Here is a 24799-nt window from a genome sequence, read left to right on the forward strand (position 1 = left end):
CCCGGAATCGTACGCGCAATCCAGGAGCGCCCGTGGACGCCAAGAACCGATTCGAGACCAAGGTCACCTTCGCCCTCACCCGACTCGAATGGCTGGGGTTTCTCGCCGTTTCGCTCGTGCTCGCATTCCAGCACCGCACGGAAATCCGCTGGGCCGTCTTCGTCCTGCTGTTCGCGGTGATCGACGTCATCGGATACGTCCCCGGCGCGATCGCCTTCCGGCGCAGCCCGGACCGACGCGTTCCGCGGGGCTGCTACGTGGCCTACAACACGATGCACAGCCTGGTCACGGCAGGTTTCCTGGCCGGAGCGTGGGCGCTGTTCGTCCGGCCGGAATGGGCGCTGCTTGCCCTCCCGATCCATCTCATGGGCGACCGGGCGCTGTTCGGGAACTCCCTCAAACCCTTCGGGGTCGCCTTCGAACCGGAAACCACACCGGCGTTCCTGATGTTCGAGCGGCGCTACCGGTCGGCGGTGGATTCCGGCGAATTCGGTACGGCGCGTACTTCCATGAAGGAAACGGAGGACACCGATGCCGTCCGTGCTTGACACCCTCGCCGCGCACAGCGACAACCCCAGTTCCTTTCTCGCCCTCAACAGCGGCAACTCGTACTTCCACGGCGACCGCTTCGAGGGCGCCTGCGCCTATCGGACCTCCGGCCGCTACGCCCTGCAATTCGGCGGCCCCTTCACGGCACCCGAACACCGCGCGCGGCTCCTGGACTCCTTCGCCGCCCACACGGGACGCCGCCTGGTCGCCGTACAACTGCAACGGGCGGATGCCGAGCTGTACGCGGCGCACGGTTTCACCGTCAACCAGCTCGGCGCCTCCTACGCCGTCGACCTCGGCCGCTTCACGCTCCGCGGCTCGCGGTTTGTCCGGCTGCGGAACAAGATCTCCCGCGCCCGGCGGGCCGGCCTGGAGGTGGCCGAGGTCCGGGACGGCGACGACTGCGCCGAGCTGGACCACATCGACCAGTGCTGGCTGCGCGAGAAGGGCCGGCACGTCAAGGAGCTGCGGTTCCTGGTCGGCCAGCGCACCGGGGGCCTCCAGCGCCACCGCCGCCTCTTCGTCGGCCGCATCGACGGCGAGGCCGTCGGCTACATCAACTACTCCCCGGTCTACGGCAGCCGCCCCGGCATGCTCCACGACCTCAGCCGACGCCGCCCCGGCGCGCCACCCGGCGTGATGGAGGCGCTCAACGCCACCGTGATGGAACGGCTGACCGCCGACGGCGCAGGCTGGCTGCACTTCGGGTTCACCCCCTTCACCGGGCTCGACCCGGAGCGCGAACTCCCGGGCGCCAGCCGCATGTTCACCCGGTTCGCCCACCTCCTGGCGGAGCACGGCGGCGCCGTCTACCCCGCCGCCTCCCAGCTCGAGTACAAGCAGAAATGGGCCCCGCACGCGGTCCTCCCGGAGTACATCGCCTTCCGTGGCAGGCCCCGCCCCGGCGCCGTCTGGCAACTGCTGCGCGCCACCAACGCCGTGTGATCCACCGACACCGACACCGACACCGACACCGACACGGCCGCACCCGCCCGCCCCCCGCCACCCAGGAGGACCGCACGTCCATGAGATTCCTCGAACGCGAACGCACCACCCTCGCCAAGCTGCTGCCCGACCTGGACCCCGCCCTGCGCGAGACCCCGCTGATGGATCTGGAACGGCCGGGCAGCCCGGGCGTCCGGCACTTCCGGGACAGCGGCGGGCCCGGACTGCTCGTCCCCGAGTCCCACCAGGGGCGCGGCGCCACCGCGCTGGACGCGCTGCGGGTGCAGCGGGCCATCGGCAGCCGCTCACCCTCCCTGGCCGTCGCCACCACCATGCACCACTTCTCCATGGCCACCCTGGTCGGCCTCGGCGGCCTCGGCGACGGCCTGGAGCGGATGCTGATCGAAGGCGTGGCGGCGGGCAACCGCGTCATCGCCTCCGGCTTCGCCGAGGGCCGCAGCGGCGCAGGCATCCTGGACCCGTCGATGACCGCCACCGCGACCGCGGACGGCATCCGGATCAACGGCGTCAAGCGCCCGTGCAGCCTCGCCCACTCCATGGACGTGCTCACCGCCGGCGTCGTGATCCCGCGCGAGGACGGGCAGGGCGACGAACTCGCCGTCGCCCTCGTGCCCGCCGACAGCGAGGGCCTCAGCGTCAGCGGCTTCTGGTCCAGCACCTTCCTGGCCGGCGCCGAGAGCGACCAGGTCACGCTCACCGACGTCCTCGTCCCGCCGGAACTCGTCCTGCGCACCGCGACCACCTCCGGCGAGCGGCTGGACGAACTCCAGACCGCCGGCCTGATCTGGTTCCAGGTCCTGATGACGGGCAGCTACCTCGGCGCCGCGAGCGCCCTGGTGGAGCGCGTGCTGCTCAACGAACGCGTCCCCGACCACGAGCGGGTACGCCTCTTCGCCGAGACCGAGGCCGCCATGGCCGCCGTCGAGGGCGTCGCCCGCCGCGTCGACGCCGGCGACCTCGACGAGTCGGCCCTCGCCCAGGCCCTGTGCGTGCGGTACGGCGTCCAGGACGCCCTCGCCCGCATCGTCCCGCGCGCGGTCGAACTCCTCGGCGGGCTGAACTTCATGACGTCCGACGAGGTCGGCCACCTGGCCGCCTGCGCCAACGGACTATCCCTGCACCCGCCGTCCCGCTCCCGGATGACCGCACCGCTCGGCGCGTACCTGGCCGACGGCCCGCTGGCCGTCGCCTGAACCGATCCCACCCCCGTCCCACCGACCCACCGGTGGTCGAGACCCGTTGGGAGAACACCCTCATGCCCTCGGACAACCCGCGTCTCACCGTCCTGCCCGCCGGCCGCACGGAACCGCGCGACCGCCCCACCCTGCTGCTCACCGGCGGCTCCGGAGTGCTCGGGCGGGCGCTGATCGACGAACTGGCACCCGACTACGACCTGCTGTGCCTGCGCCGCAACACACCACTGCGCGACCCGCGGGTGCGCGAGCTCCAGGGCGACCTCGTCGCTCCCCGGCTCGGACTGAGCCCCCTGGCCTGGCACGAACTGGCCCTGCGGGTGGACGTGGTGCTGCACTCCGCCGCCGAGACCAACTGGCGCGTCCCGCCCGAGAACATCACGCACACCAACGTGCGCGGCGCGGACAACGTGCTCGACCTCGCGGCCCGCGCCGACGCGCCGCTGTACCTCATGAGCACCGCGTTCGTGGCCAACACCCCCACCGACGAGGACCGCCGGCGCTTCCCCGGCGCCGCCGCCTACCTCGACTCCAAGAGCCGGGCCGAGCAGATGACCCGCGAGGCGGGGGTGCCGGGCGTCATCGTGCGGCCCTCGGTCGTCATGGGCGACTCCACGACCGGACGGATCGCCGGTCAGCAGGGCCTGACCAAGACGATCGGGTCGATGGTCCTGGGACAGGTGCCGGTGCTTCCCGGGGCACCCGAGGCCCGGATCGACATGGTCCCCCAGGACTACGTGGCACGGGCCGTCGGCAGCCTGGTCCGGGGCGGGGTCGGCGGCGGCGAGTACTGGCTGACGGCGGGCAGGGAGGCCGTCGAACTGCGAGAGGTCGCCGACGTCTGCGCCGACGTCGCCGTACGCCACGGCCTGCCCCGCCCCCAGCGCCCCCGGCTCATCCCCGTCGAGGCGGTGCACCGGCTGCTGCTGCCCATGCTGGAGGGCACCGCGCTGCCCGCCTCGGTCCGCCGCCGGCTGGAGCACTACGCGGAACTGCTGCTGGTCTTCCAGCGGGAACTGCCCTTCGACACCTCCCTCGGCGAACCCCACTGCGGCACCCGCCTGACCCGCGCCGACCTCCGGGCCGCGCTGGTACGCAACGCGGAGAGCTGGGCCGAGGACCGAGCCGGCCTGCTCAGCCGGCACCGGGCCGCCGCGGCCACCCCGGCGGAGGTGGCGTCGTGACGATGTCACCCCCCTCCGCCCCGTCCGCCGGCCGAACCGACGTGGTCGACCTCTACCTGAAGCACATCGGCACCGGCCGCGCCGTCATGGGCCGGGTCATGGGCGGCATGGCCGAGGTCCGCTCCGAGGGCGTCTGGATCCACGCCGACGACGGCCGCCGCTTCCTGGACTTCGGCGGCTACGGCGTGTTCATCCTCGGCCACCGCCACCCGGCCGTCGTCGCGGCGGTGCACCGGCAGATCGACACCCACCCGCTGGCCAGCCGCGTCTTCCTCGAACCGGTCGCCGCCCGGGCCGCCCAGGCCCTCGCCGCCCACACCCCGCCCGGCCTCGACTACGTCCACTTCGTCAACTCCGGTGCCGAGGCCACCGAGGCCGCCCTGAAACTGGCCCGCGCCCAGGGCCGGTCCTCGGTGATCACCACCCGCCGGGGCTTCCACGGCAAGACCCTCGGCGCGCTCAGCGTCACCGCCAACGCCACCTACCAGACACCGTTCCAGCCCCTGCTGCCGGACGTCACCCAGGTCGACTACGACGATCCCGCGGACCTCGAACAGGCGCTGTCCGCCCGCCGCGACCGGGCCTGCGTCATCGTGGAACCCGTCCAGGGCGAGGGCGGCGTCCGCATCCCCCGCCCCGGCTACCTCCGCCAGGTGCGGGCACTGTGCCGGGCGTACGGCGCCCTGATGGTCGTCGACGAGATCCAGACCGGCATGGGGCGGCTCGGCACCTGGTGGGGCGTCGACGCCGAGAACGTGTGCCCGGACGTGCTGCTGGCCGGCAAGGGGCTCAGCGGCGGTGTCGTACCGATCGCCGCGATGGCCGCCACCGAGGAGGCCTACGCGCCCTTCAGCCGCGACCCCTACCTGCACACCTCCACCTTCGGCGCCTCCCCGATCGCCTGCGCCGCCGCCCTCGCCACCGTACGGGCGATGGAGGACGAGAACACCGTGGCCCGCGCGGCCGCGCTCGGCTCCCGCATCCTCACCGCCGTGCGGGCCGTCTGCGCGCCGTACGAGGGCGGACTGGTCCGCGAGGTGCGCGGCAGGGGGCTGCTGATCGGCGTCGAGTTCGCCGAGGAACAGGCCGTCGGCGAGATGCTGCTGGAACTGATCGCCCGCGGCGTGCTCGTCAACCACTCCCTCAACTCCACCCGGGTGCTGCGGCTGACGCCGCCGGCCGTGGTCGAGGACGGTGCGCTCGACCTGTTCCGCACCACCCTCGCCGAGGCCCTGCACAGCACTGCCGGCCGCATGGCCGGCTGACACCCGCGTCCGCGAACCCTCCGGGAAGGAACCAACCACCCATGCGTCACGTGGTCCTGCACGCCCTCGCCGACGGCCTGGCACCCGCCGAGGTCTACCGCCGCATCAGCGACTTCCGCCGCTACCCCGAGTACAGCGCCACCTTCCGCGAGGTGCGGGTGGAACCGCCGCTGCCCGACGGCTCCACCGTCTCCGACTGGACCGTCGAGTTCCGGGGCGGCCTGATGCGGTGGCGTGAACGCGACACCTACGCGCCCGAGACGTACTCCCTCACCTTCGAGCAGCTCAGCGGCGACTTCCAGACCTTCGAGGGGAGCTGGCGCTGCGAGGCGCGGGGCGGCGGCACGCTCGTCGTCTTCACCGCCGCCTTCGACCTGGGCATCCCGTCCCTCGCCGAGATCCTCGACCCGGTGGCCGAGTCGACGGTACGGGCCAACATCGCCCGGGTGCTGCGGGGCCTGGCGGACGCGGAGGTGATCGATGAACGCGCGGCTGCGGCTCGTCACTGACCGGACGGCCGAGCGGCCCGCGCCGCCGCCCGCCGACCCCCTGCGCGAGGAGCCGGGACCGGGCGCCGCCCGCTGCCTCGGCCTGTACGCCAAGCTGGCCGCCGGGGTGACCGTCGTGACCGCCCGCGGCGAGGACGGACCGCTCGGCATGACGGTCTCCGCCGTCACCTCGCTCTCCGCCCGCCCGCCGCTGCTCCTGGCCTGCCTGCGCGACGGCTCCCGCACCCTCGCCGCCGTCCGCGCCCGGCGGACCTTCGCCGTGCACCTGCTGCGCGAGGAACAGCAGGACCTGGCGGGCCGGTTCGCCTCACCGACGACCACCGCGGCCGAGCGGTTCGCCGGCACCGACACCCGGCAGGTCCTGGGCGTCCCGGTGCTGGCCGGGTCGCTCGCCTGGTCGGTGTGCCTCACCGAGGACGTACGCCGCTACGGCGACCACCACCTCGTCGTCGGCCGCGTCGCCGCCGTGCACGTGGGCGCCGGCCGCCCGCTGCTGTGGCACGACCGCAGGTTCGGCGCGCTGACCGATCCGGTACCGGACGCCGCCGGATGACGGGGCAGCCGGCCGGAACGCCGCGCTGGGGTCCGGCGGAACTGCCGTCCCAGCCCCAGCTGCACGGCGTGGTCACCGCGGACGTGGCCGTCGTCGGGGCCGGCCTGGCCGGGCTGTCCTGCGCCTACCACCTCGCGGAGCGCGCACCTGGGCTGGACATCGCCGTGGTGGACGCCGCGCAACCCGCCGCCGGGGCCAGCGGCCGGGGCACCGGCCTGCTCGGCCCGCGCGCCGGACCCGCCCTCGACCGCGCCGTGCGCCGCTACGGCCCGCGCGCCGCACGCCGCATGCACCGCGCCGGTGAGCGGGCGGTGCGGGACGTCCTCGACCTGTGTGCGCGGCTGGACGTGCCCTGCGGGGTGCGCCCCGGCGACCAGCTCATCGCCACGCGCTCGCCGGCGGGCCTGGTGGCACTCGCCCGCCAGGCCCGCGCCGCCCGCGAACTCGGCCTGGACATGCCGGTCCTCACCCCGGCGGGCATCCGGGAGCGCGTCGGCGTGCCCTACCGGGCGGCGCTCCTGCACCGGCCCGCCGCCACGCTCGACCCGGCCGCCCTGACCTGCGCCCTCGCCCGTGCCTGCGCCGAGAAGGGGGTGCGGTTCTACGGCCGCAGCCCGCTGCTGGCCGTGCGCCCGGGCGACCTGGTCGGCCCGGAGCTGGTCCTCCCGCACGGCAGGCTCTACGCCGGTCAGGCGGTGCTCGCCGTCAACTCCGCCGCCCAGGCACTGCACCTGCCGGTCGGCACGGTCCTGCCGCTGGAGGTGTACGCGGTCGCCACCGAGCCGCTGAGCCACGCCGCGTACGAGGCGCTGGGCGGGCGCGCGGGGCACGCCGTCGTCGACGCCGTGCCGCTGGCACCGTACTTCCGGCTGCTGCCGGACCGGGGGCTGGTCGCGGGCGGCGGCACCGCCACCGTCCCGGCCGGGCTCGGCGCTCCCCGGCTCCAGGCGCTCCGCGAGCGGGCCTGGGCCCGGCTGGAGGGCTGGCTGCGGTCCCTGCACCCCGACCTCGCCCGGGTCCGGGTCACCCACCGCTGGTCCGGCCGGATCGGCATGACCGGCGACGACCTGCCGGTGGTCGGGCCGGTCCAGGGCCTGCCCGACGTCTGGTACGTCGGCGGCTGCTGCGGACACGGCCTCGCCCTGTCCGTGGCGCACGGAGCGCACGTGGCCGCCGCCCTGCTGGGCGAGCCGGAACCCGGCGAACCGCTGCCGTGGCACCGCTCCCGGGCCCCACGCCTGCCCGTGGGCGGGCCCGGCCGGTTCGTGCTGCGCGGGTACGTGGACACGCTCGGGCGTGTCGCGCGGTACGCGTGCTGACGGGCCGGTCCGGCGCGGTAGCCATGTCCCGCAACCGAACGAGAGGTTCCCGATGCACGACCCCCGCCCCGGCGCCCACGACGCACTGCCGGCTTCCCTGCCCATGGGCACCGCCGACGTCGCCTATCACCTGGCCATGGGCGGCAGACCGCTGCCGGCCGGTTTCCTGTTCGGGTTCTCCGGCCGGGCGCCCACCCTGGACTCGGTACGCGCCCGGGTCGCCGAACGGGCCCCGGGCATCCCGGCCCTGCGCTACCGCATCGCGCGGCCGAGCCGCACGTTCTCCCGGGTCGACGGGATCGACGTCGAACGGCACGTGCACGAGGCATGGCTGCCCGGGGACGACGACGGCTCGGGCGCCGGACGGCTGATGCTGTCCCGTCCCATGGGCGGCGAGGGCCGTCCGCCCTGGGACGTGTGGCTGGTGCACGGCCCCACCGGCGGACACAGCCTGTGCTACCGCACCGACCACACCTTCCAGGACGGCGTGGGCGCCGCCCACACCGCCCGGGCCCTGCTCGACGACCACCCCGCGGGCGGGCCGCCGGCCTATCGCCGCCGCACGCCCGCACTCGGCGGACTCGCCGGGGCCGTCGGCGACGTGGCGGCCTCCTTCCGCGCCAGCGACAAGCCCGCCTTCGACGTACCGGTGAGCGGCCGGACCACCATGTGTCAGGCCGTCGTCCCGGTGGCCCGGCTGCGGGCCGTCGGCCGCGCGAACGGCGCCACGGTGAACGACGTCTTCCTCGCCGCGCTCGCCCACGCGGTGGGCACCTGGCACCGGAAGAGCACCGGCGCCGCCCACCCACCGCTGCCGGTGGCGGTCCCGATGTCGGTGCGCACCCGCGGCGAGGAGTGCGCCCCGGGCAACCGGCTCGTCGTCGCCCGCGTCCTGCTGCCCTGCGACGCGCCGTCCCCGCGGCACGCCCTGACCCGGGTGGTCGCCCGCACCGACACCATCCGCACCGGCCGCCAGCGCGACGCCCTGCGGCTGCTGCTCACGGCCGGCCCGCGAGGCATCGGCGCCCGGGTCGGCACCCGGATGGTCAACGGCCGTTCCGTCGCCGGTCCGGTGAGCAGCGTCGACTTCGGCAGCGCCCTCGTCCACCAGGGCAACACCGCCCGCCGCTGCGTCCTCTACTCCGGGCTCGGCGCCGGCATCCGCTGCCTCACCACCCTGACGAGCCAGCACGACACCGCCTGCCTCGCGGTCATCCACGACGAGGCCCTGACGAGTGCCGACGCGCTCCCGGACCTGTGGCTCGCGGCGCTGCTGGAACTGGAACGGCCGTAGCGGTACAGGGCACGGCGAGGGCCCCGGGCGGCGTGTGCCCGGGGCCCCGTCGTTCGCCCGGCGGTCAGCGCTCGTTCAGCGTCCCCGTCGTCAGGAACACGCACTTCGCCGCTGCCTCGGTGAGCAGCGGCAGGTAGGGCGTCAGCCGCTGCACCACGTACGGCAGCGTGAACAGGTCGGCGACCTCCGCGTCCCAGCCCTGCTCCGCCCACCAGCCCCGCGGATCGGCGAGCTGCCACTGCCAGGAGATCCCGGTCGCCGACAGTGCCTCCAGGAACGGCGCCACGAACGACGACGAGGCGGCGCCGGCGTTCACGCACTCGGCGCCGAAGGCGCTGCCGGGCGCGGACAGCTCCGTCATCGTGCGCACGAGGGACTCCACCGTGCGCGGCGGGAGGTGGTAGAGGTACGTCTCGGACAGCCACGCGGTGGGCCGGCGCGGATCCAGCCCCGCGGCGAGCAGTTCTCCGCCCCAGGAGCCGGCCGGGTCGGCACCCACGGTGCTGCGGCGCCCGCAGGACGGCGTGGCACAGTCCAGCACGTGCTCCTTGAAGGCCAGCAGCGCCGGATCGTCGATCTCGAAGACGTGTGTCCCCGTGGGCCAGTCGAGGCGGAAGGCGCGGGTGTCCAGACCGGCGCCCAACAGCACCACCTGGCGGCATCCGGCACGGGCCGCGCCCACCAGGAACTCGTCGTAGAAGCGGGTGCGCACCACGGCCCAGTCGGGCAGCAGCCGTTGCAGCGGGCCGTCGCCAGGGGGGCCGCCGGTGAAGCCGGCCGCGCGGACGAAGTCGGCGGCCCACGGGTCGCGCACATACGGCGCGGACCGTCCGTACTCCCGGGCGTGGGCGGACGCCGTCCAGAGGGCGACCCGCGACAGCCCGTCCGGCAGGGGGGCGTCCGGCGCGGGCGGGGGCTGGGGCTGTGCGGGGTCAGGCATGGGAGACCTCCGTGTCGGTCGGTTCGGTTCGGTGCGCCCGGTTCGGTGGGTCCGGTGCGGTGGTTCGGGTCCGGACGGCGGGCTCAGGGGGAGCGGCGGCGGCTGAGCAGCACGGCGAGCGCACCGAGGGCCAGCAGTCCGCCGGACGGGCGGGAGGACCGCTGACCGCCCATCGCGGCTGGGGTACGCGGCTCGTGGATGTTGAGCGCGAACTGGCGGTTGGCGATGTCGGACAGCACCGCGCGGGCCTGGTCGGGACTGGTGACCGCGGCGAGCAGCAGTTCCATGGAGTTGCGGGCGAACTGGTTGCGGCCGAGGAACTCGCGGCCCAGTGCGAAGAGGATCTTCGGCACCTCGCCCTGGAACACCTCCGGCAGCGTGATCTCCGGAGCCAGACAGCGCACCGAGCCGTCCAGGTTCGCGAAGGACTTGCCCAGCAGCGAGACGGCCGGCGGCGACCCGATGCCCCGCTTGGTCGCCTTCGCCAGCACGGTGGTGAGCGAGACGCCGAAGTTCATGTCCTCCAGCGCCAGATGGGAGACCTTGGGCACGAAGGCCGCCATGTCGGCTGCGAAGGCCGGCATGTTGGCCCACGGGGTGATCCGGCCCATCTCCGCCCAGTGCTGAGCCAGGCCCGCGCCGTCGTTCTGCGCCAACGTCATGAACAACGGCAGCAGTTGCAGGCTCGTGCGACGGTCCAGGCGGCCCACCATGCCCCAGTCGATCAGTGTCGCGGGCCCGCCGGGCGCGGCGAAGACGTTGCCCGCGTGCGGGTCGGCGTGGAAGAAGCGGTGCACGAAGTACCCGTGGTACATGAAGCGCAGCAGGTCCTTGCCGATCTCGACGCGTTCGTCGTCGGTGAAGTGGGCGCGGTCGATGTGCCGCACCGATGTGCCGCCGGCCAGCGACTGGACCAGGACCCGGGGGCCGGCGTACAGGACCCGGGGGACCTCCAGCGTGCGGAAGGGCCGGATGTGCTCGCGGGCCTCGTCCATGTTGCGGGCCTCGCCGTTGAAGTCCAGCTCGGGCTCCATCGCGTCGAAGACCGAGCCGAGCATCGCCTCGATGTCGATGACCTCGTTGAACCGGGGCGCCACCCGGGCCACGATCTTCGACGCCCGGCGCATCAGGGCCATGTCCGCCAGCACGCCCTCCCGGATGCCGGGCCGCTGGATCTTCACCACGGCCGGGCGTCCGCCGGGCAGGGTCACCCGGTACACCTGGGCGAGGGACGCCGCCCCGAGCGGGGCGACGGTCTCGACGTCGTCGAAGCGCAGCTTCCAGTCCGGTCCGAGGTCGCGCGCCAGCACCGGCTCGAACACCGAGAACGGCTGGATGTCCACCTGGTCGTGCAGGTTCTGGAGCTCCTCGCGGATCGACTGCGGCACCATGTCCGGTCGGGTGGAGAGGATCTGTCCGAGCTTCACATAGAAGGGCCCCAGGCTCTCCAGCGCCTGCCGCACCGCCTTCGCACGGCGCAGCTCGGAACCGGCCGTGGAGTCGCTGCCGGACCCGGCGGAGGCGTCGGCGCCCCCCGCCGGGGACCGGAGGTCCCGTCGTGTACGTCTCCGCAGTCGCGTCGCCTCCCCGACCTCGTCGGCCACGAGGCTGCCCAGGACTTTGACCACGAGACGCAGCCGGTCACCGACGACAGACGCCATCGTGTGTGTTCCTCCCTGACGGATGGACGACGGGACGGTGGGACCGGGTCAGCCGGAGGCCGAGGACGTCCCGCCCTTGGCCGTGCCGCCGCCACCCTGCTGCCCGGCCGCGCCCTGGAGCGCCTCGATGAGCTTGGGCAGCATCTGGAGCAGCTGGGTGAGCTGGGTCGGCAGCGACATCAGGTCGCCGGCCCCGCCCGCCGCGTGCCCGAGTCCTCCGGCGAGCTGACCGAGCCCGCCGAGGGCGCCGGCCGCGCCGCCGACCGCGGCCAGCGGGTTCGCGGCACCGCCCAGCGCCGCCAGCGGGTTGCCCGCGCCGCTGAGCGCGGCGAGCGGGTTGGCCGCCCCGGCGATGGCCGCGAGCGGGTTGCCCGCGCCCGCGACGCCGGTGAGGGCGGCCAGGGGGTTCTGCGCCGCGTTCGCGATGTTGCCCAGCTGGCTCGCGGCGCCCATACCCAGCCCGGCGAGGGGGTTGGCCGCGCCGGCCAGGCCGCCCACACCGCCCAGCCCGCCCGCGAGGGCCGCCAGCGGGTTCGCGGCGCCGGCCAGCGCCATCGCCGGGTTGACGGCGCCGGCCAGCGCGCCGAGGGCGTTCGCGGGCAGCCCGGCGAGGGTGTCGACGGGGTTGCCGGAGCCGCACGAGCCGGATTTCTCCGGGCGGTTGAGAATGTCGTCGAACGCCTCCTTCCCGCTGTCGGCCATATTGCCGACGAGGTCCTTGAGAATATCCTGGATGTTCTTGTTGTTGGACATGGGTGGTCTCCCTTTCCGTTTCTCTTCGATGGGGGAGGTGCGGCTCGGTGGCTTACTGGGTGCAGCCTTCCAGGGCCTTTGCGCACACGTTCTTGAGTCGTGCGCGGCCCCGGGTGAAGGCGGCCTCGGCCGCCTTGACGGAGATATTGTGCATGCGGGCGAATTCCGCCGTGGAAATTCCCTTGGAGCGGGCGAGTATGACTTCCTGCTCCCGCCCCCGCAGGTGTTGGACCTGGGCGAGGAGCCATGTGCCGAAGTCCCTGTCGCAGACGTCCTCCTCGGTCGTGCCGGAGGCGTCCAGGAGGGTCGCGCGCTGGAGAAGTCTGCTGCGACGGTCCATGTCACGGTAGAAGTCGATGCAGAGGCGAAGCGCCACGGACGTCAGAAAGGCACCGAGTCGATTCCTGTCCAACGCGGCGTGGGCGGCTGCGCGGGCCATGGTTTCCTGAACGCAGTCCTCGGCGTCCTGAAAACTTGGCAGTCTTCGCCGAACCAACCGCATGAGGCGGTCCTGATGCTGGAAGATGTCTTCCCAGGAGCATTCAGCGGGCGATTGGCAGGTGGAATGTCGCGCCATTGTGGATTGCAGCCCGTTGTCTCTCGGATTGAGCAGGGGAATCGCGGCCGACTTTCTATTCCTCGGCCATGTGCTTTTCCTACCCGAGGCCCTGGAGCGGCAAACCGGAATGTGTGTCTCCGCCGGTCGGCAGGAATGATTCTGCGCGCTCATTTCCGCGGCGCCGGACGCCGTGCCCAGTCCCGGTTCCAGTTGACCCACATGTCCCGCACGGTCTGATGGACCTGGGAGCCGCCGGCCCGCAGCTCGGTGGTGTACGCCTGGACGGCCTCCTTGCCCACCAGCCGCGCGCCGCCCGTGAAGTAGGAACCGCGGACGTGGCGTGGCGAGCGGAACTTGCCCCACAGCAGGATCTTCATCAGCGGCCACAGGGTGAACACCCCCGCGGGGCAGCGGTCTTCGGGGTCGAGGGTGCCCCACACGGCCGGGCACAGCTCGCTCTCACGCAGCAGCTCGTAGATGCGGGCGACGGTCCGCTCCTTCGTCGAATCGCCCGCGCGGTAGGCGAGCATCGCGTCCCTCGCCTGGTCGAAGAGCCGTTCCACCCACGGGTTGTCGACCCCCTGGAGGCCCCGGTAGGGCGGCAGCTCCAGCGAGTCGAAGCAGGCGGTGTCCCCGGTCTTCTCGAAGGTCACGGCGGCCTGGTTCTGCGCGTTGGTCCCGTACAGCGTGGTGATGGTCCACACCCGGTTCCAGGCGTTCCACAGCTCGAAGTCGTCGAACGAGATGTAGCTGCACGACACCAGGTCGTCGTAGAACCGGAACATGCGCTTGGTCCAGTGGTCCAGATACGCGAACCGGGCGGTGTCGAAGTCGTCCTGGCGCACGGCCTCGATGAGGCGGTGGCCGAGCGCGTTGAGCGCCATCACCGTGACCGCGAGTCCGCTGGAGAAGAGCGGGTCGATGAAGTCGCTGGCGTGCGGCAGCAGGCACCAGCGGTCGCCGACCACCTTCTGCGAGGCGAACTGGGTGCGGTCGGTGGACACGTAGGGCCGCACCGCGCGCGCCCGGTCGAACTGCCGGGCCACACTGGGGAACCGGCGCACGTGCCGCCAGAACTCCTCCTCGGCCGGGACGTCGTCCGGGCGGGGATGGTGGTCGAGATCGAGGTTGACGCCGACGCTGCACAGCTCGCTGGTGCTCCTCGTATGGTTGTCGAACGGGATGACCCAGAGCCACCCGCCCTTGAACATGTGGTGGAGCGTCCCCTGGCTGAACGGGCTGGGCATGCCGTGCTCAGCGCGCGGCGGCGCCACCGTGTCGAAGGGGCGCACGTCCACCATGTGCGTGAAGATCGTGCGCGATCGGGTGCGGTACGGCGGCTCCTGCCGCAGCCCGAGCCGCTCGGGCAGCACGGCGCGCATCCCGCCGGCGTCGACCACGTACGACGCCCGGAAGCTGCCCCGGTCCCGGGTGACGAGGGTGGCGCCGTCCTCCTCGAACTTCACGTCGTCGACGAGGGTGTGGGTGTACGCGGTGACGCCGTAGGACACCGCGACGTGGAACATGTAGGCGTCCACGTCCTGGCGGAAGTAGTGCGAGTCCGGGCCGAGCGGCGGACCCCAGGTGGGGTACTGGGTGCACTCGTCGGGCCGGGTCGGCTCGCCCTCCCGGTGGTAGACGAAGCTGAAGTTCCGCTTGACCCCGCAGTTGGACGACACGTGGCGGCGCAGCGCCCCGTTGGTCGCCAGGTGCTCGATCTCCGGGACGCCGTAGCGGCGGGCCAGCACCCGCAGGCCGAACGTGGTCTCGGGGACGGTGGACTCTCCGATGGCGAAGCGGGGGTGGCCGCTGCCCTCCAGCAGCAGCACGCGCACGCCGTGGCGGGCGAGCACGGCCCCCAGCATCGTCCCGCCGATGCCGCCACCCACGATGGCGACATCGAAAACACGCTGGTCCTCTTGCATGTCTGCGGTTCCTTTCGCGACGGGTAGAGCGAGTTGCCCGGCTCCGCGGTCACCGGTGGGCGGCCGGGGATGCGGGCAGCACCCGGCGCAGCCCGCAGGCCGCGACCCGGGCGGAGAAGGAGACGGCGAACAAAGGAGTGGGCGCCAGCTCGGACAGCCGCCGCCGGTCTCCCGGAACGTGACGCTCGCCGCGCCCGGTGACGTCCAGCCACGCACCGAAGTGCAGCAGCCGCGCCTCCGGTCCGGCGTCGCGCGCCGGGAACGGCCGCATGTGCTCACGCACCGAGCGGGTCAGAGCCCCGCGCCGGGCCGCGCCCACCTGATGGCCGGCCAGGAAGCGGTCGAGCAACTCGGCGGAGTGGCCCGGGAATCCGCCGCGGCCGAGTGGCGAGCGCCCCACCAGCCCGGCGTCGTGGAACGCCGCCGCGGCCAGCAGCCCGACCCGGTCGTAGGCGGTTCCGTCGACCCGCGCGCGGGCGTCGGCCAGCAGGAACGTCCGCAGGGAGTGCACGGCGACCCGCGGCGGCAGCCGGCGCATCCGTGTGAGGGCGGCGCCCACGAGGGGATGTCCGAGCAGTTCCGCCAGGGCGGGCCGCCCCAGCAGGGGCTGCCACGCGCCGGGCAGCGCCTCCGGCGGGACGGCCGGCCAACTCGCCCCCTCGTCACCGGACTCGGGTACCTCGGGCCCTGCGGCCATGACCGCATCCCCCTCACTGTGTGCCGTACCGGCGGTTTCCGTCTCATCTCTCCTTACGCTCGGGCGCCGTCGCACCCCCACGCGCAACGCCCGTCCGTCGCCCGCGCGTTGGCGTACGGGCGACGGCGCGCGGCTCGCGATACGCGCTCCGGTCGTGCGTTCCGGCTACCCCCCTTTCGGCGGAGTTCCGGGAAAGCGGGAACGGGCAGCATGAATCGCGTGATCGCCGTGTTGAACGTGCATGAACGCCCCCTGCCCGTCGCACCGGAAAGGGTCGGCGCGCTGATCGACTCGCTGGGCAGCGAGCACGACCGTCTCTGGCCGCCCGACTGGCCACCGCTGCGTTTCGAACGGCCGCTGGCCGTCGGTGTGCCCGGCGGCCACGGACCGGTGCGGTATGTGGTGAGCCACTATGTGCCGGGCCGCTGGGTCCGCTTCCGGTTCACCGGCCCCCCGGGCTTCGACGGCTTCCACGAGTTCAGCCTCGAAGGTCTCGACGACGGGCGGACGGTGCTGCGCAACACCCTCGTCGTCCGCCCCCGCGGCGTCCGCTGGCTGGCCTGGGCGCTGATCGTCCGGCCGCTGCACGACGCGGCGTTCGGGCACGGCATGGACTGCGCCGAGCGGGCGCTGACCGGACGGGTGGCCCGTCCCGTCGGGTGCGGCTGGTATGTGCGGCTGCTGCGCAGCGCCACCCTCCGACGGGCCGCGTGACGCATTCGAATGAACGGACCCTAATGACCCGATGGAGGGAATTCTTTCCCTCGGACGAGGGATCGTTGCGCAATTCGATGGACGCGAGACTGAGAAGTCGCAGCGTGCCCATCGGTGACCCCGGCGGGCCGTCCCAACGACAGGGAGAGCGTCGTGAGTTTCCTGAATCCCCACATCCCGGGGGTCAATTCCGAGGACGTCACCACGGACCTCACCGAATCCCCGCACCGGCTGGCCGGCCTCGGACAGACCGGCACCGCACAGCTCGTCGCGACCGTCGACGTACAGGCCGGCGAGGACGACTGGAACGTCCCGGCCGACGAGGAACATCCGCGCCCCGTGGTGCTGGTGCACGGCACCTTCGGCAACCGCGGCTACACCTGGACCTCGGCCGCACCGCTGCTGCGCCAGCACGGCCACCGGGTCTTCCGGCTCGACTACGGCCAGCACGGCGACCCCGTGATCTTCGGCCTTGGCGACATCAAGCACTCGGCCCGGCAGCTCGCCGACTTCGTCGACGAGGTGCTGCGGCGCACCGGCGCCCAGCAGGTCGACGTCGTCGGCTTCTCACAGGGCGGCATGATGCCGCGCTACTACCTGGGCGCGCTGGGCGGCGGGCCCAAGGTGCACAACTTCGTCGGCATCGCGCCCAGCAACCACGGAGTCACCGCGCAGGGGCTGCTGAACCTCGCCCGCCAGATCCCCGGAGCGGTCGAACTCCTCGAACAGGGCGCCGTCGGGGAGGTCGTGCCGGCCTGGCCGCAGCTCCAGCACGACCACCCCTTCCAGCGCGAGCTGGCCGAACTCGGCGAGACCACGGAGGGCGTCCGGCACACGGTCATCGCCACCCGGCACGACGACGTGGTCACCCCGTACACCTCATGCGCCCTGGCGGAGACCGAGGGCCGCTACGTCAAGAACATCGTGCTCCAGGACATCGACCCGGACGACCGCACACCGCACGCGAGCATGCCCTACAACCCGACGGTGCTGAGGGAAGTGCTCGCGGCGCTCGCCTCCTGAGAGCGGCTGCCGTCCAGCAGGACGCGGGCCACCAGCGCCGGGTCGTCGTTCATCGGGACGTGACCGCAGCCGCGCAGCCGCACCAGGCGGGCCCGCGGGACGGCGTGCTTGGCGCGGACGCCCTGCCGGGGGAGCAGCAGCCGGTCCCGGTCCCCCCATGCCACGGTCACGGGGATACCGGGCACGTCGTCGGTGAACTGCACGCTCCGTCCGGCCCGCAGTGTCTCGGCGAACCCCTCGGCGTGTGCGAGCGCGAGCGTCTCGGCGACCACGGCCTCGGGCGGGCGGCGGGCGGGCCGGGCGTAGATCGTACTGGTCAGCGCCGTGCGCCCGACGGCCGTGCGGGACAGCCGCTCGACCAGGGGGAGGGGCAGGCTCCGGGCGGTCCGGCGCATCCCCATGAGCACGCCGAAGGCGTAGCGCCGCTCGGCCTGCGTCCAGAAGCCCGCCGGGGACAGGGCGGTCACCGACCGCACCAGGTTCCGCCGGCCCAGCTCCAGGGCGAGCAGACCGCCCAGCGAGTTGCCCGCCACGTGCGGACGGTCGATCCCCAGCGTCGCGCAGAAGGCGCCGAGCACCGCGTTCGTCGTCGGCAGGTCGTGCGGCAGCCCCTGCGGCAGCGCGGACGACTGCCCGAACCCGGGCAGGTCCACGGCTATCACCTCGCGTTCGGTGGCGAGGATGTCGACCACCGGGTCCCAGGCCTGCCGGTGATGGCCGATGCCGTGCAGCAGGAGCAGCGGCTCGCCGGTGCCCACGCGCGCGTAGGCGACGGTGATGTCCTGCGGACCGTGCGGGGTGGGGGCCGTGAAGGAGAGCGTTGCGGACATGGGGCTCCTTGTCGGGACACGCGGACGATGAGGCGTTGCGTAGACAGCCTGTCAGTAAGAGCTACTGACGGGTAGCCCCCGGCGGCTCCGTCTGGACACGACCGGACGCGTCCGCTGGTATGGAGCGGTGACCACCGAAACCGTGACCGACGTCTTCGAAGCACACCGCCCCGTCCTCCTGGGTGTCGCCTACCGCATGCTGGGCCGCCTGGCGGACGCGGAGGACGTCGTCCAGGAGGCGTGGCTGCGCTGGTCCGGCGCCGACCGCTCTGCCGTCCGCGAACCCCGCGGCTACCTGGTGCGGGTCACCACCCGCCTCGCCATCGACCGGCTGCGCCAGATCAAGTCGCGCGGCGAGACGTACGTCGGCCCGTGGCTGCCCGAGCCCTACGTCACCGACTTCGGGGACACCGTGCCCGACACCGCCGAGGGGGCCGTCCTCGCCGACTCCGTGTCCCTCGCCGTCCTCGTCGTCCTGGAGTCCCTGTCACCCCTGGAGCGGGCGGTGTTCGTGCTCAGGGAGGCGTTCGGCTACCCGTACGCGGAGATCGCCGCCATGCTGGAGCGCGGGGAGGCCGCGGTGCGTCAGCTCGCCGGCCGCGCCCGCAAGCACGTCGACGAGCGACGCCCGCGCTACGACGTCGACCCGGCGCAGCGCCGCGACCTGACCGAGCGCTTCCTCGCCGCCGCGGCCGACGGCGACCTGGCCGGGCTGATGGAGCTGCTCGCGCCGGACGTCCGGCTGGTGGGCGACAGCGGCGGCAAGTCCAAGGCACCCCTGCGCGTGCTGGAGAGCTCCGACAAGGTGGCCCGCTTCCTCCAGGGCGCGGCCCGCAAGGGCGTCCCGGACTTTTCCTACCGCTTCCTGGAGATCAACGGCGGCCCGGCCCTGCTGGCCCTGTCGGGCGGCAAGCCCGACTCCGTCTTCCAGATCGAGGTGGCCGACGGGCGCATCCAGTCGGTGTACATCATCCGCAACCCCGACAAACTGCTCTCCCTGGGCGACCTCGCATAGCCGGATTGGTCTTGACCAAGGGGGTGGGGCGTCTTATGGTCGCAGAGAACTGCAACAACCTTTAATAAACAAGGGCGTCAAAACGCCGCCGGACCACGGCGATTGCGGAGGACACGGTGGGGACCACGCAGTTGGAATCGGTGCCGGAACCGAAGTACTGGCACCTCAGGACCGTACTCAGCGAGGCCTTGGACTCGGAGTTCTCGGTGGGCGAGGTCCTGCCCAACGAACGCGACCTCGCCGCCCGCTTCGGCGTCGCCCGCGCGACCCTCCGCCAGGCCCTGGAGCAGCTCGAACTGGAAGGCCGCCTCCAGCGCCGCCGTGGCGTCGGCACGACCGTCGCCCCGCCGCGCGTCGGCGTTGCCGTCGGCACCGCACAGCACGCCTGGCCGGGCACCGCCGATGACGCCTGGGAGCCCGTCGACTGCGCGCCGGCGGCCCCGCCCGCGGCCGTCGCCGAAGCCCTCGGGACCGGCCGCGAGGAGCCCGTTCACACCGTCCGCCGCTCCCGCGTGACCCACGGCCAGCCCGTCGCCGCGGAGCTGCTCTACGTCCCGCCGGCCTCGGTCCCCGACCTCACCGCCATCGAGTCGCCCTCCGGTGCCGCCCGCGCGCGTGCCGTACTGCGCGAACTCCAGCGCGGCGACCTGGAGCGCCGGGAGAGCGCCGTCGAGCTGGGCTCGGCCGGCGCCGACGACGCGAAGGAACTGGACCGCCTCCCCGGCGCGCCCGTCCTCGTGGTCACCACCCGCTACCTCGCCGGGGGCCGCACCGCCGCGTTCTCCGTCGCCACCTACCGCGCGGACACCTGCAGGCTGACGTTCGGGGACTCCGGCGACGTGGAGATCCACCACGGCCCGCAGACCCGGGCCTCCTGACCGGCCCCGCCCACGACGCCGCCCGCACCCGCCCCCGGCGGGTCAGCGGCGTGCCGTCGCGCCCTCCACCGCGAACAGCTGCTCCTCCACATGGTCGAGGGCCAGCCGCAGCGCGCCCGTCGCCACGGCGGCCTCACCGAGCAGCGACAACGCCACCCGGGGCGGGCGCAGGCAGTACCGGGCCAGCTCCCGGCGCAACGGCTCCAGTACGCCGTCCAGCCCCGCCGCCCAGCCGCCGACGACGACCAGCTCCGGGTCCAGGGCCAGCACCAGCGCCGTCACGTCGTGCACCAGCCGCTGGATGAAACGCTCCACGGCCGCGCGGGCCCGCTGATCGCCCTCCCGGGCCTCGGCGAAGACCTTGGCGACCGCCTGCTCGTCCAGCGGATGCAGCGGCTGGTCGGTCGTCGACAGCAGCGTCTCCGGCGTCACGTCCTGGCCCATCAGATGCAGCGCGCCGATCTCCCCGGCCGCGCCGCCGTACCCCCGGTGCAGCCGCCCGCCGATCAGGGCCCCGGCCCCGGGACTCAGCCCGGCCAGCACGAACACGATGTCGTCCGACTCGGTGGCGGCGCCCTTCCAGTGCTCGGCGACCGCCGCCGCGTTCGCGTCGTTCTCGACCAGCACCGGGCACTTGAAGGAACGGCTCAGCCGCTCGCCCAGACTCAGCCCCGTCCACCCCGGCAGCGCGGTCCCCAGCCGGACCGTGCCGTCCGCCTCGACGATCCCCGGCGTGGCCGCGCCCACGGCCCGCAGCGAGCCGCGCGCGACCCCGGCCCGGCGCAACAGCTCGGCGACGGCCGTGCGCAGCCGCTCCAGCCGCTCGTCGGCCGAGGCACCCTCGTCGACGTCCTTGGCCTGGGCGCCGATCACCCGGCCGTCCAGGTCGGACAGGAGCGCGGCGACACGGTGCGGCCCGATCTCCAGCCCCAGCAGATGCCCCGCCTCCGCCCGGAACCGGAAACGCCGCGCCGGCCGCCCCTGCCGCCGGGCGGTGCCCTCGTCGGCGGCCGCCTCGACCACCAGGCCCGCCTCTATCAGCCCCTCGACGACGCCTTCGACGGTCGGCCGGGACAGGCCCGTCACCCGGGTGATCTCGGTCAGCGTCGCGCAGTCCGTCGCACGCAACGCGTGCAGCACCACCGCGGAGTTGATCCTCCGCAACAGCGACGGATCCCCGCCGGTCAGGCCACCCAAGGTCCGTCCTCCCAGCTCGTGCGCGTGTGGGCCGGATCGTACTCGGCCCGCTCCGCCCCGGCGAGTGCCGGTCCGCGCCTTCCCGGCCCGTGCGCGCGCCTCACCCCGGCGCCACGAACCCCGACTCGTACGCCGTGATCACCGCCTGCGTGCGGTCCCGTGCCCCCAGCTTCGCCAGCACCGCGCTCACATGCGACTTCACCGTCTCCGTGCCGACGACCAGCCGGGCGGCGATCTCCGCGTTCGACAGCCCGCGCGACATCAGCCGCAGCACCTCGCCCTCCCGCTCGGTCAGCCGCGCCCGCTCCACCGTGGCACGGGCCGCCCGGTTCCCGCCGTCGTCGCCGTACTCGGTGGCCAGTTGCCGCACCGAGGCGGGGAACAGCAGCGACTCGCCCTCGGCGATCAGCCGTACCGCGTGCACGATCTCGGCCGGCCGGGCGCGCTTGAGCAGAAACCCGTCCGCACCCGCGCGCAGCGCCTCGTACACGTACTCGTCGTTCTCGAAGGTCGTCACCACCAGGATCTTCGGCGGGTCGGCCACCGTCCGCAGCAGCGCGCGCGTCGCCTCGATGCCGTCGAGCAGCGGCATCCGGACGTCCATGGCGACCACGTCCGGCCGCACCTGACGCACCAGCGGGACGACCGCCGCCCCGTCCGCCGCCTCTCCGACGACCTCGATGTCCGGCTGCGCCTCCAGCACGGCCCGCAGACCCGCGCGTACGAGGGGTTCGTCGTCGACGAGGAGCACTCTGACCGGCATCCGCCCAGCGTAGATCAGCCCGGCGGCAGCTCGACGCGTACCCGCCAATCGCCGGCGTCGGGGCCCGTGTGCGCCCGCCCGCCCAGCAGCGCGGCCCGCTCGCGGATGCCGCGCAGCCCGCTGCCACGGGCGGGCGAGGCTCTGGCGTCCGGCAGCGGATTGCGCACCTCCAGGGTGAGCGCGCCGTCCGCCACCGCCACGCGGACCCGGGTCGGCACCGCGCCCGCGTGCCGCAGCACATTGGTCAGCGACTCCTGGAGGATGCGGTATCCCTCGCGGGAGACCGGGCCCGGCAGCGTCTCCACCGGGCCCGTGACCTCGGCGTCGACCTTGGCCCCCGAGACGCGCGCGGACTCCAGGAGCCGGTCGGCGTCCGCGAGGGTCGGTCTGGAGCTCACCGGCGTCCGCGTCTCCCGCAGGACGCCGAGCACCCGTTCGAGATCCTCCAGGGCGGCCCGGCCGGTCTCCTCGATCGCGGTGAGGGCCCGCTCGGTGAACTCCGGACTGTTCGCCGCGCGGGCCGCCCCCGCCTGCACGACCGCGACCGTCAGGGCGTGGCCGATGGAGTCGTGCAGCTCGCGGGCGATGCGATTGCGCTCCAGGAGTTGCTCGGTGCGTTCCTCCAGGGCGGTGAGCCGTTCGGCGGCGGACGGGCCGAGCAGCGCGCGGGCGCCCGCCGTCGCCAGGACACCGAGACCCACCACCACGCCGTACAGCGCGAGGAGGGGGAGCGGTGTCAGGAGCGCGTACGCCCAGTGCGGCGAGGCGTCCCGCAGCACGGGTATGTCGTCGATCCGGTGTCCCAGGGAGAGCCGGACCAGCTCGACGGCGAGGATCGGCAGCCAGACGCAGGCACCGGCGGTCAACATGCCCAGCAGCAGGCGCGCTTGCAGCCACACCACCGTGCGCAGCCGGTCGCGCCAGGTCGTCGCCGGGGCCACCGAGAAGCCTGTGTCCTCCTGACCGGGCGTGAGCAGCCAACGCGCCTGGACCCCCTCACCGGTTCGCACCGCGGGGATGAAACCGACCGGGATCAGCAGCGCAGCGGGCACCCACATCTTCGTGTCGTCGATGAGCACCCAGACGCTCACAACGAGCATGGGCACCCACAGGTACACGAAGCGTGTGTACGTAGCCCCCCGAACCAGCGGGCGCAGAAAGCGGACCATTGACTCATCGTGCCAGCCGCCACTGACAGCGGGCCTCCCCCGCACGGGGGAGCCGATCTCCACCGGCGGGGGAGGACTCGCCCCCTCACGAGCCGTCAAGCTGCTGCCATGACCAGCATCGACGTCCAGAACCTCACCAAGGAGTACGGCACCCGACGAGCCGTCGACGACCTCACCTTCACCGTGCGCCCCGGCCGGGTCACCGGCTTCCTGGGTCCCAACGGGGCCGGCAAGTCCACCACCATGCGGCTCGTCCTCGGCCTCGACCGGCCGGCCTCGGGGACGGCGACCGTCGGCGGCCGCCGCTACGCCTCCCTCCCCGAACCCCTGCGGCACGTCGGCGCCCTGCTCGACGCGGACGCCGCCCACGGTTCGCGCACCGCCCGGGACCACCTGCGCGTGCTCGCGGCGAGCAACCGCGTCCCCGCGCGCCGGGTCGACGAGGTGCTGGAGGAGACGGGCATCGCGTCGGTCGCCCGCCGCCGGGTGCGGACGTACTCACTGGGCATGCGCCAGCGGCTGGGCATCGCCGCCGCGCTGCTGGGCGAGCCCGAAGTGGTGATGCTGGACGAGCCCTCCAACGGACTCGACCCCGAGGGCATCATCTGGATCCGCGGACTGCTGCGCCGCCTGGCGGCCGAGGGCCGCACGGTCCTGGTGTCCAGCCACCTGATGAACGAGACCGCGTCGTTCGCCGACCACCTGGTCGTCCTCGGCCGGGGGCGGCTGCTCGCCGACCTGCCGATGCGGGAGTTCATCGACGCGCGCGTCCAACCGCGCGTACGTGTCCGCACGTCGGACGCCACCGCTCTGAAGGCCGCCCTCGCCCGGCACGGACACGACGCCGTGGAGCACGACGACGGGTACTGGACCGTGCCCCACGCGCGCGTGGACGACATCGGCCGCGCCCTGTCCGGCGCGGGCGTGCCCGTCCTGGAACTGGCCTCGGACGAGGGCACGTTGGAGCAGGCCTATCTCGACCTGACGGCCACCGAGACCGAGTTCACCGCACAGCCCCAGGAGGCCTGACCATGTCCTTCACGCCCGTACTCCGCTCCGAGGCGCTCAAGGTGCTCAGCCTGCGTTCGCTGTGCGGCACGCTGCTGGCCGTCTTCGCGGTCACCACGGCCTTCTCCGCCCTGGCGGGTGTCTCCGACACCTCGGACCCGGACTTCGACCCGTTGTTCATGGCCCTCTCCGGGGTCATGCCCGGTCAGATCGCCGCCATCGCGTTCGGTGCCATGGTCGTGTCCTCCGAGTACCACGGCAACGCGATCCGGCTCTCCCTGGCCGCCGTACCGCGGCGCGGCCGGTGGTTCGCGGCGAAGCTGGTGGTGGTCGCCGTACCGACCCTCGTGACGGGACTGCTCACCGCGACCGCCGCGCTCTTCGCGGCCCGAGCGGGCCTCGGTCCGGCGGCGGACGGACTCACCGCGGGTCAGCAGCTGCGCGGCGTCGTGGGCCTGGGGATCTATTTCACGCTGATGGCACTGCTCGCGGCCGGTCTCACCGCCCTGTTCCGCAGCGGCGTGGCCACCCTTTCCACCCTGATCCCGTTCATCCTCATCATCTCCTTCGTGATCGGGGACGTGGCGGGCGGCGCCACCGACTTCCTGCCGGACAGGGCCGGGCAAGTCGTCGTCTACCAGACGCACGACGGGCACCTGGGCCCGTGGACGGGCCTCGCGGTGACCGCGCTGTGGGCGGCGGCCGCGCTCCTCGCCGGAGCGTGGCGGCTGCGTCGCCGGGACGCCTAATGGGAGCTACGGAACCGGGGAATGCTCGGTTCCGTAGCCGCCAGCAGGTGAGCACTTTCGACGCCGGAGCCTTCGAGTTCTGCGGT

Annotated in this window: 25 protein-coding genes; 15 read left to right on the forward strand and 10 right to left on the reverse strand. The window is 73.3% G+C overall.

The genetic code is table 11. The features are described from left to right. Positions 1–32: 32 nt before the first annotated feature. The 9 genes from ACFWR9_RS31410 (at position 33) to ACFWR9_RS31450 (ending at position 8832) form a co-directional block, all read left to right on the forward strand. A complete protein-coding gene (locus tag ACFWR9_RS31410; protein ID WP_383847864.1) occupies positions 33–548 on the forward strand; it encodes a hypothetical protein in 516 nt (171 codons plus the stop codon). Beyond that, the gene (locus ACFWR9_RS31415; RefSeq protein ID WP_383847865.1) at positions 532–1494 is read left to right on the forward strand and encodes a bifunctional lysylphosphatidylglycerol flippase/synthetase MprF; all 963 of its coding nucleotides are present in this window, start codon (positions 532–534) and stop codon (positions 1492–1494) included. Before ACFWR9_RS31410 ends, ACFWR9_RS31415 begins: the two co-directional genes overlap by 17 nt. Before the next feature lie 80 nt (positions 1495–1574). Next, positions 1575–2708, forward strand: coding sequence for an acyl-CoA dehydrogenase (locus ACFWR9_RS31420; RefSeq protein ID WP_383847868.1), 1134 nt, complete (start codon positions 1575–1577; stop codon positions 2706–2708). Positions 2709–2770: 62 nt separating this feature from the next. After that, positions 2771–3892 carry an SDR family oxidoreductase gene (locus ACFWR9_RS31425; RefSeq protein ID WP_383847924.1) on the forward strand — a complete coding sequence of 374 codons (1122 nt, stop codon included), beginning with the start codon at positions 2771–2773 and terminating at the stop codon, positions 3890–3892. 2 nt (positions 3893–3894) lie between these two features. After that, positions 3895–5157 (forward strand): aspartate aminotransferase family protein, encoded by a 1263-nt coding sequence (locus ACFWR9_RS31430; RefSeq protein ID WP_383847925.1) that lies wholly within the window; start codon positions 3895–3897, stop codon positions 5155–5157. Positions 5158–5198: 41 nt separating this feature from the next. Further along, positions 5199–5666: an aromatase/cyclase gene (locus ACFWR9_RS31435; protein ID WP_383847871.1), complete on the forward strand. Its 468-nt coding sequence runs from the start codon at positions 5199–5201 to the stop codon at positions 5664–5666. Next, positions 5638–6219 carry a flavin reductase family protein gene (locus ACFWR9_RS31440; RefSeq protein ID WP_383847873.1) on the forward strand — a complete coding sequence of 194 codons (582 nt, stop codon included), beginning with the start codon at positions 5638–5640 and terminating at the stop codon, positions 6217–6219. The genes ACFWR9_RS31435 and ACFWR9_RS31440 overlap by 29 nt, the downstream gene beginning before the upstream one ends. Next, positions 6216–7538, forward strand: a complete 1323-nt coding sequence (locus ACFWR9_RS31445) for an NAD(P)/FAD-dependent oxidoreductase (RefSeq protein ID WP_383847876.1) — start codon at positions 6216–6218, stop codon at positions 7536–7538. The genes ACFWR9_RS31440 and ACFWR9_RS31445 overlap by 4 nt, the downstream gene beginning before the upstream one ends. A gap of 52 nt (positions 7539–7590) precedes the next feature. Further along, positions 7591–8832, forward strand: coding sequence for a wax ester/triacylglycerol synthase domain-containing protein (locus tag ACFWR9_RS31450; RefSeq protein ID WP_383847879.1), 1242 nt, complete (start codon positions 7591–7593; stop codon positions 8830–8832). A gap of 64 nt (positions 8833–8896) precedes the next feature. Here ACFWR9_RS31450 and ACFWR9_RS31455 read toward each other — a convergent pair whose 3' ends face one another. The 6 genes from ACFWR9_RS31455 to ACFWR9_RS31480 form a co-directional block, all read right to left on the reverse strand. After that, a complete protein-coding gene (locus tag ACFWR9_RS31455) occupies positions 8897–9772 on the reverse strand; it encodes an SAM-dependent methyltransferase (RefSeq protein WP_383847881.1) in 876 nt (291 codons plus the stop codon). Positions 9773–9855: 83 nt separating this feature from the next. Beyond that, on the reverse strand, positions 9856–11433 hold the full coding sequence (locus ACFWR9_RS31460) for an ABC1 kinase family protein (protein ID WP_383847883.1): 1578 nt from the start codon (positions 11431–11433) through the stop codon (positions 9856–9858). Positions 11434–11481: 48 nt separating this feature from the next. Further along, entirely contained in the window at positions 11482–12186 is a 705-nt protein-coding gene (locus ACFWR9_RS31465; RefSeq protein ID WP_383847886.1) for a hypothetical protein, read from the reverse strand. Positions 12187–12238: 52 nt separating this feature from the next. Continuing rightward, positions 12239–12916, reverse strand: coding sequence for an RNA polymerase sigma factor (locus tag ACFWR9_RS31470; RefSeq protein WP_383847889.1), 678 nt, complete (start codon positions 12914–12916; stop codon positions 12239–12241). Continuing rightward, complete coding sequence (locus ACFWR9_RS31475) at positions 12913–14670, reverse strand: NAD(P)/FAD-dependent oxidoreductase (protein ID WP_383847891.1); 1758 nt, start codon at positions 14668–14670, stop codon at positions 12913–12915. Before ACFWR9_RS31475 ends, ACFWR9_RS31470 begins: the two co-directional genes overlap by 4 nt. A gap of 49 nt (positions 14671–14719) precedes the next feature. Beyond that, positions 14720–15367, reverse strand: coding sequence for a hypothetical protein (locus tag ACFWR9_RS31480; protein WP_383847894.1), 648 nt, complete (start codon positions 15365–15367; stop codon positions 14720–14722). 219 nt (positions 15368–15586) lie between these two features. Between ACFWR9_RS31480 and ACFWR9_RS31485 the strand changes: the two genes are divergently transcribed. Both ACFWR9_RS31485 and ACFWR9_RS31490 read left to right on the forward strand, forming a co-directional pair. Beyond that, entirely contained in the window at positions 15587–16081 is a 495-nt protein-coding gene (locus ACFWR9_RS31485; protein WP_383847896.1) for an SRPBCC family protein, read from the forward strand. Between the two features lie 153 nt (positions 16082–16234). Next, on the forward strand, positions 16235–17104 hold the full coding sequence (locus ACFWR9_RS31490) for an esterase/lipase family protein (protein WP_383847898.1): 870 nt from the start codon (positions 16235–16237) through the stop codon (positions 17102–17104). Here ACFWR9_RS31490 and ACFWR9_RS31495 read toward each other — a convergent pair. Continuing rightward, positions 17056–17934 carry an alpha/beta fold hydrolase gene (locus ACFWR9_RS31495; RefSeq protein ID WP_383847900.1) on the reverse strand — a complete coding sequence of 293 codons (879 nt, stop codon included), beginning with the start codon at positions 17932–17934 and terminating at the stop codon, positions 17056–17058. The two genes, ACFWR9_RS31490 and ACFWR9_RS31495, sit on opposite strands and share 49 nt — an antisense overlap. Positions 17935–18061: 127 nt before the next feature. On the opposite strand from ACFWR9_RS31495, the gene ACFWR9_RS31500 reads away from it, so the two are divergent. Both ACFWR9_RS31500 and ACFWR9_RS31505 read left to right on the forward strand, forming a co-directional pair. Continuing rightward, positions 18062–18949, forward strand: coding sequence for an RNA polymerase sigma-70 factor (locus ACFWR9_RS31500; RefSeq protein ID WP_383847903.1), 888 nt, complete (start codon positions 18062–18064; stop codon positions 18947–18949). Between the two features lie 116 nt (positions 18950–19065). Further along, positions 19066–19827 (forward strand): GntR family transcriptional regulator, encoded by a 762-nt coding sequence (locus ACFWR9_RS31505; protein ID WP_383847906.1) that lies wholly within the window; start codon positions 19066–19068, stop codon positions 19825–19827. 42 nt (positions 19828–19869) lie between these two features. Here the strand turns inward: ACFWR9_RS31505 and ACFWR9_RS31510 are convergent, their stop codons facing one another. From ACFWR9_RS31510 to ACFWR9_RS31520, 3 genes are all read right to left on the reverse strand, one after another. Next, entirely contained in the window at positions 19870–21024 is a 1155-nt protein-coding gene (locus ACFWR9_RS31510) for an ROK family transcriptional regulator (RefSeq protein ID WP_383847909.1), read from the reverse strand. Positions 21025–21124: 100 nt separating this feature from the next. Beyond that, a complete protein-coding gene (locus ACFWR9_RS31515) occupies positions 21125–21787 on the reverse strand; it encodes a response regulator (RefSeq protein WP_383847912.1) in 663 nt (220 codons plus the stop codon). Positions 21788–21801: 14 nt separating this feature from the next. After that, a complete protein-coding gene (locus ACFWR9_RS31520) occupies positions 21802–22956 on the reverse strand; it encodes a sensor histidine kinase (RefSeq protein ID WP_383847914.1) in 1155 nt (384 codons plus the stop codon). 108 nt (positions 22957–23064) lie between these two features. Here ACFWR9_RS31520 and ACFWR9_RS31525 point away from each other — a divergent pair, with 108 nt between their 5' ends. Beyond that, complete coding sequence (locus ACFWR9_RS31525) at positions 23065–23985, forward strand: ABC transporter ATP-binding protein (RefSeq protein WP_383847916.1); 921 nt, start codon at positions 23065–23067, stop codon at positions 23983–23985. A gap of 2 nt (positions 23986–23987) precedes the next feature. Continuing rightward, entirely contained in the window at positions 23988–24713 is a 726-nt protein-coding gene (locus tag ACFWR9_RS31530; protein ID WP_383847919.1) for an ABC transporter permease, read from the forward strand. The last annotated feature ends 86 nt before the right edge of the window (positions 24714–24799 follow it).

Source organism: Streptomyces sp. NPDC058534, assembly GCF_042717365.1.
GTDB lineage: Bacteria > Actinomycetota > Actinomycetes > Streptomycetales > Streptomycetaceae > Streptomyces.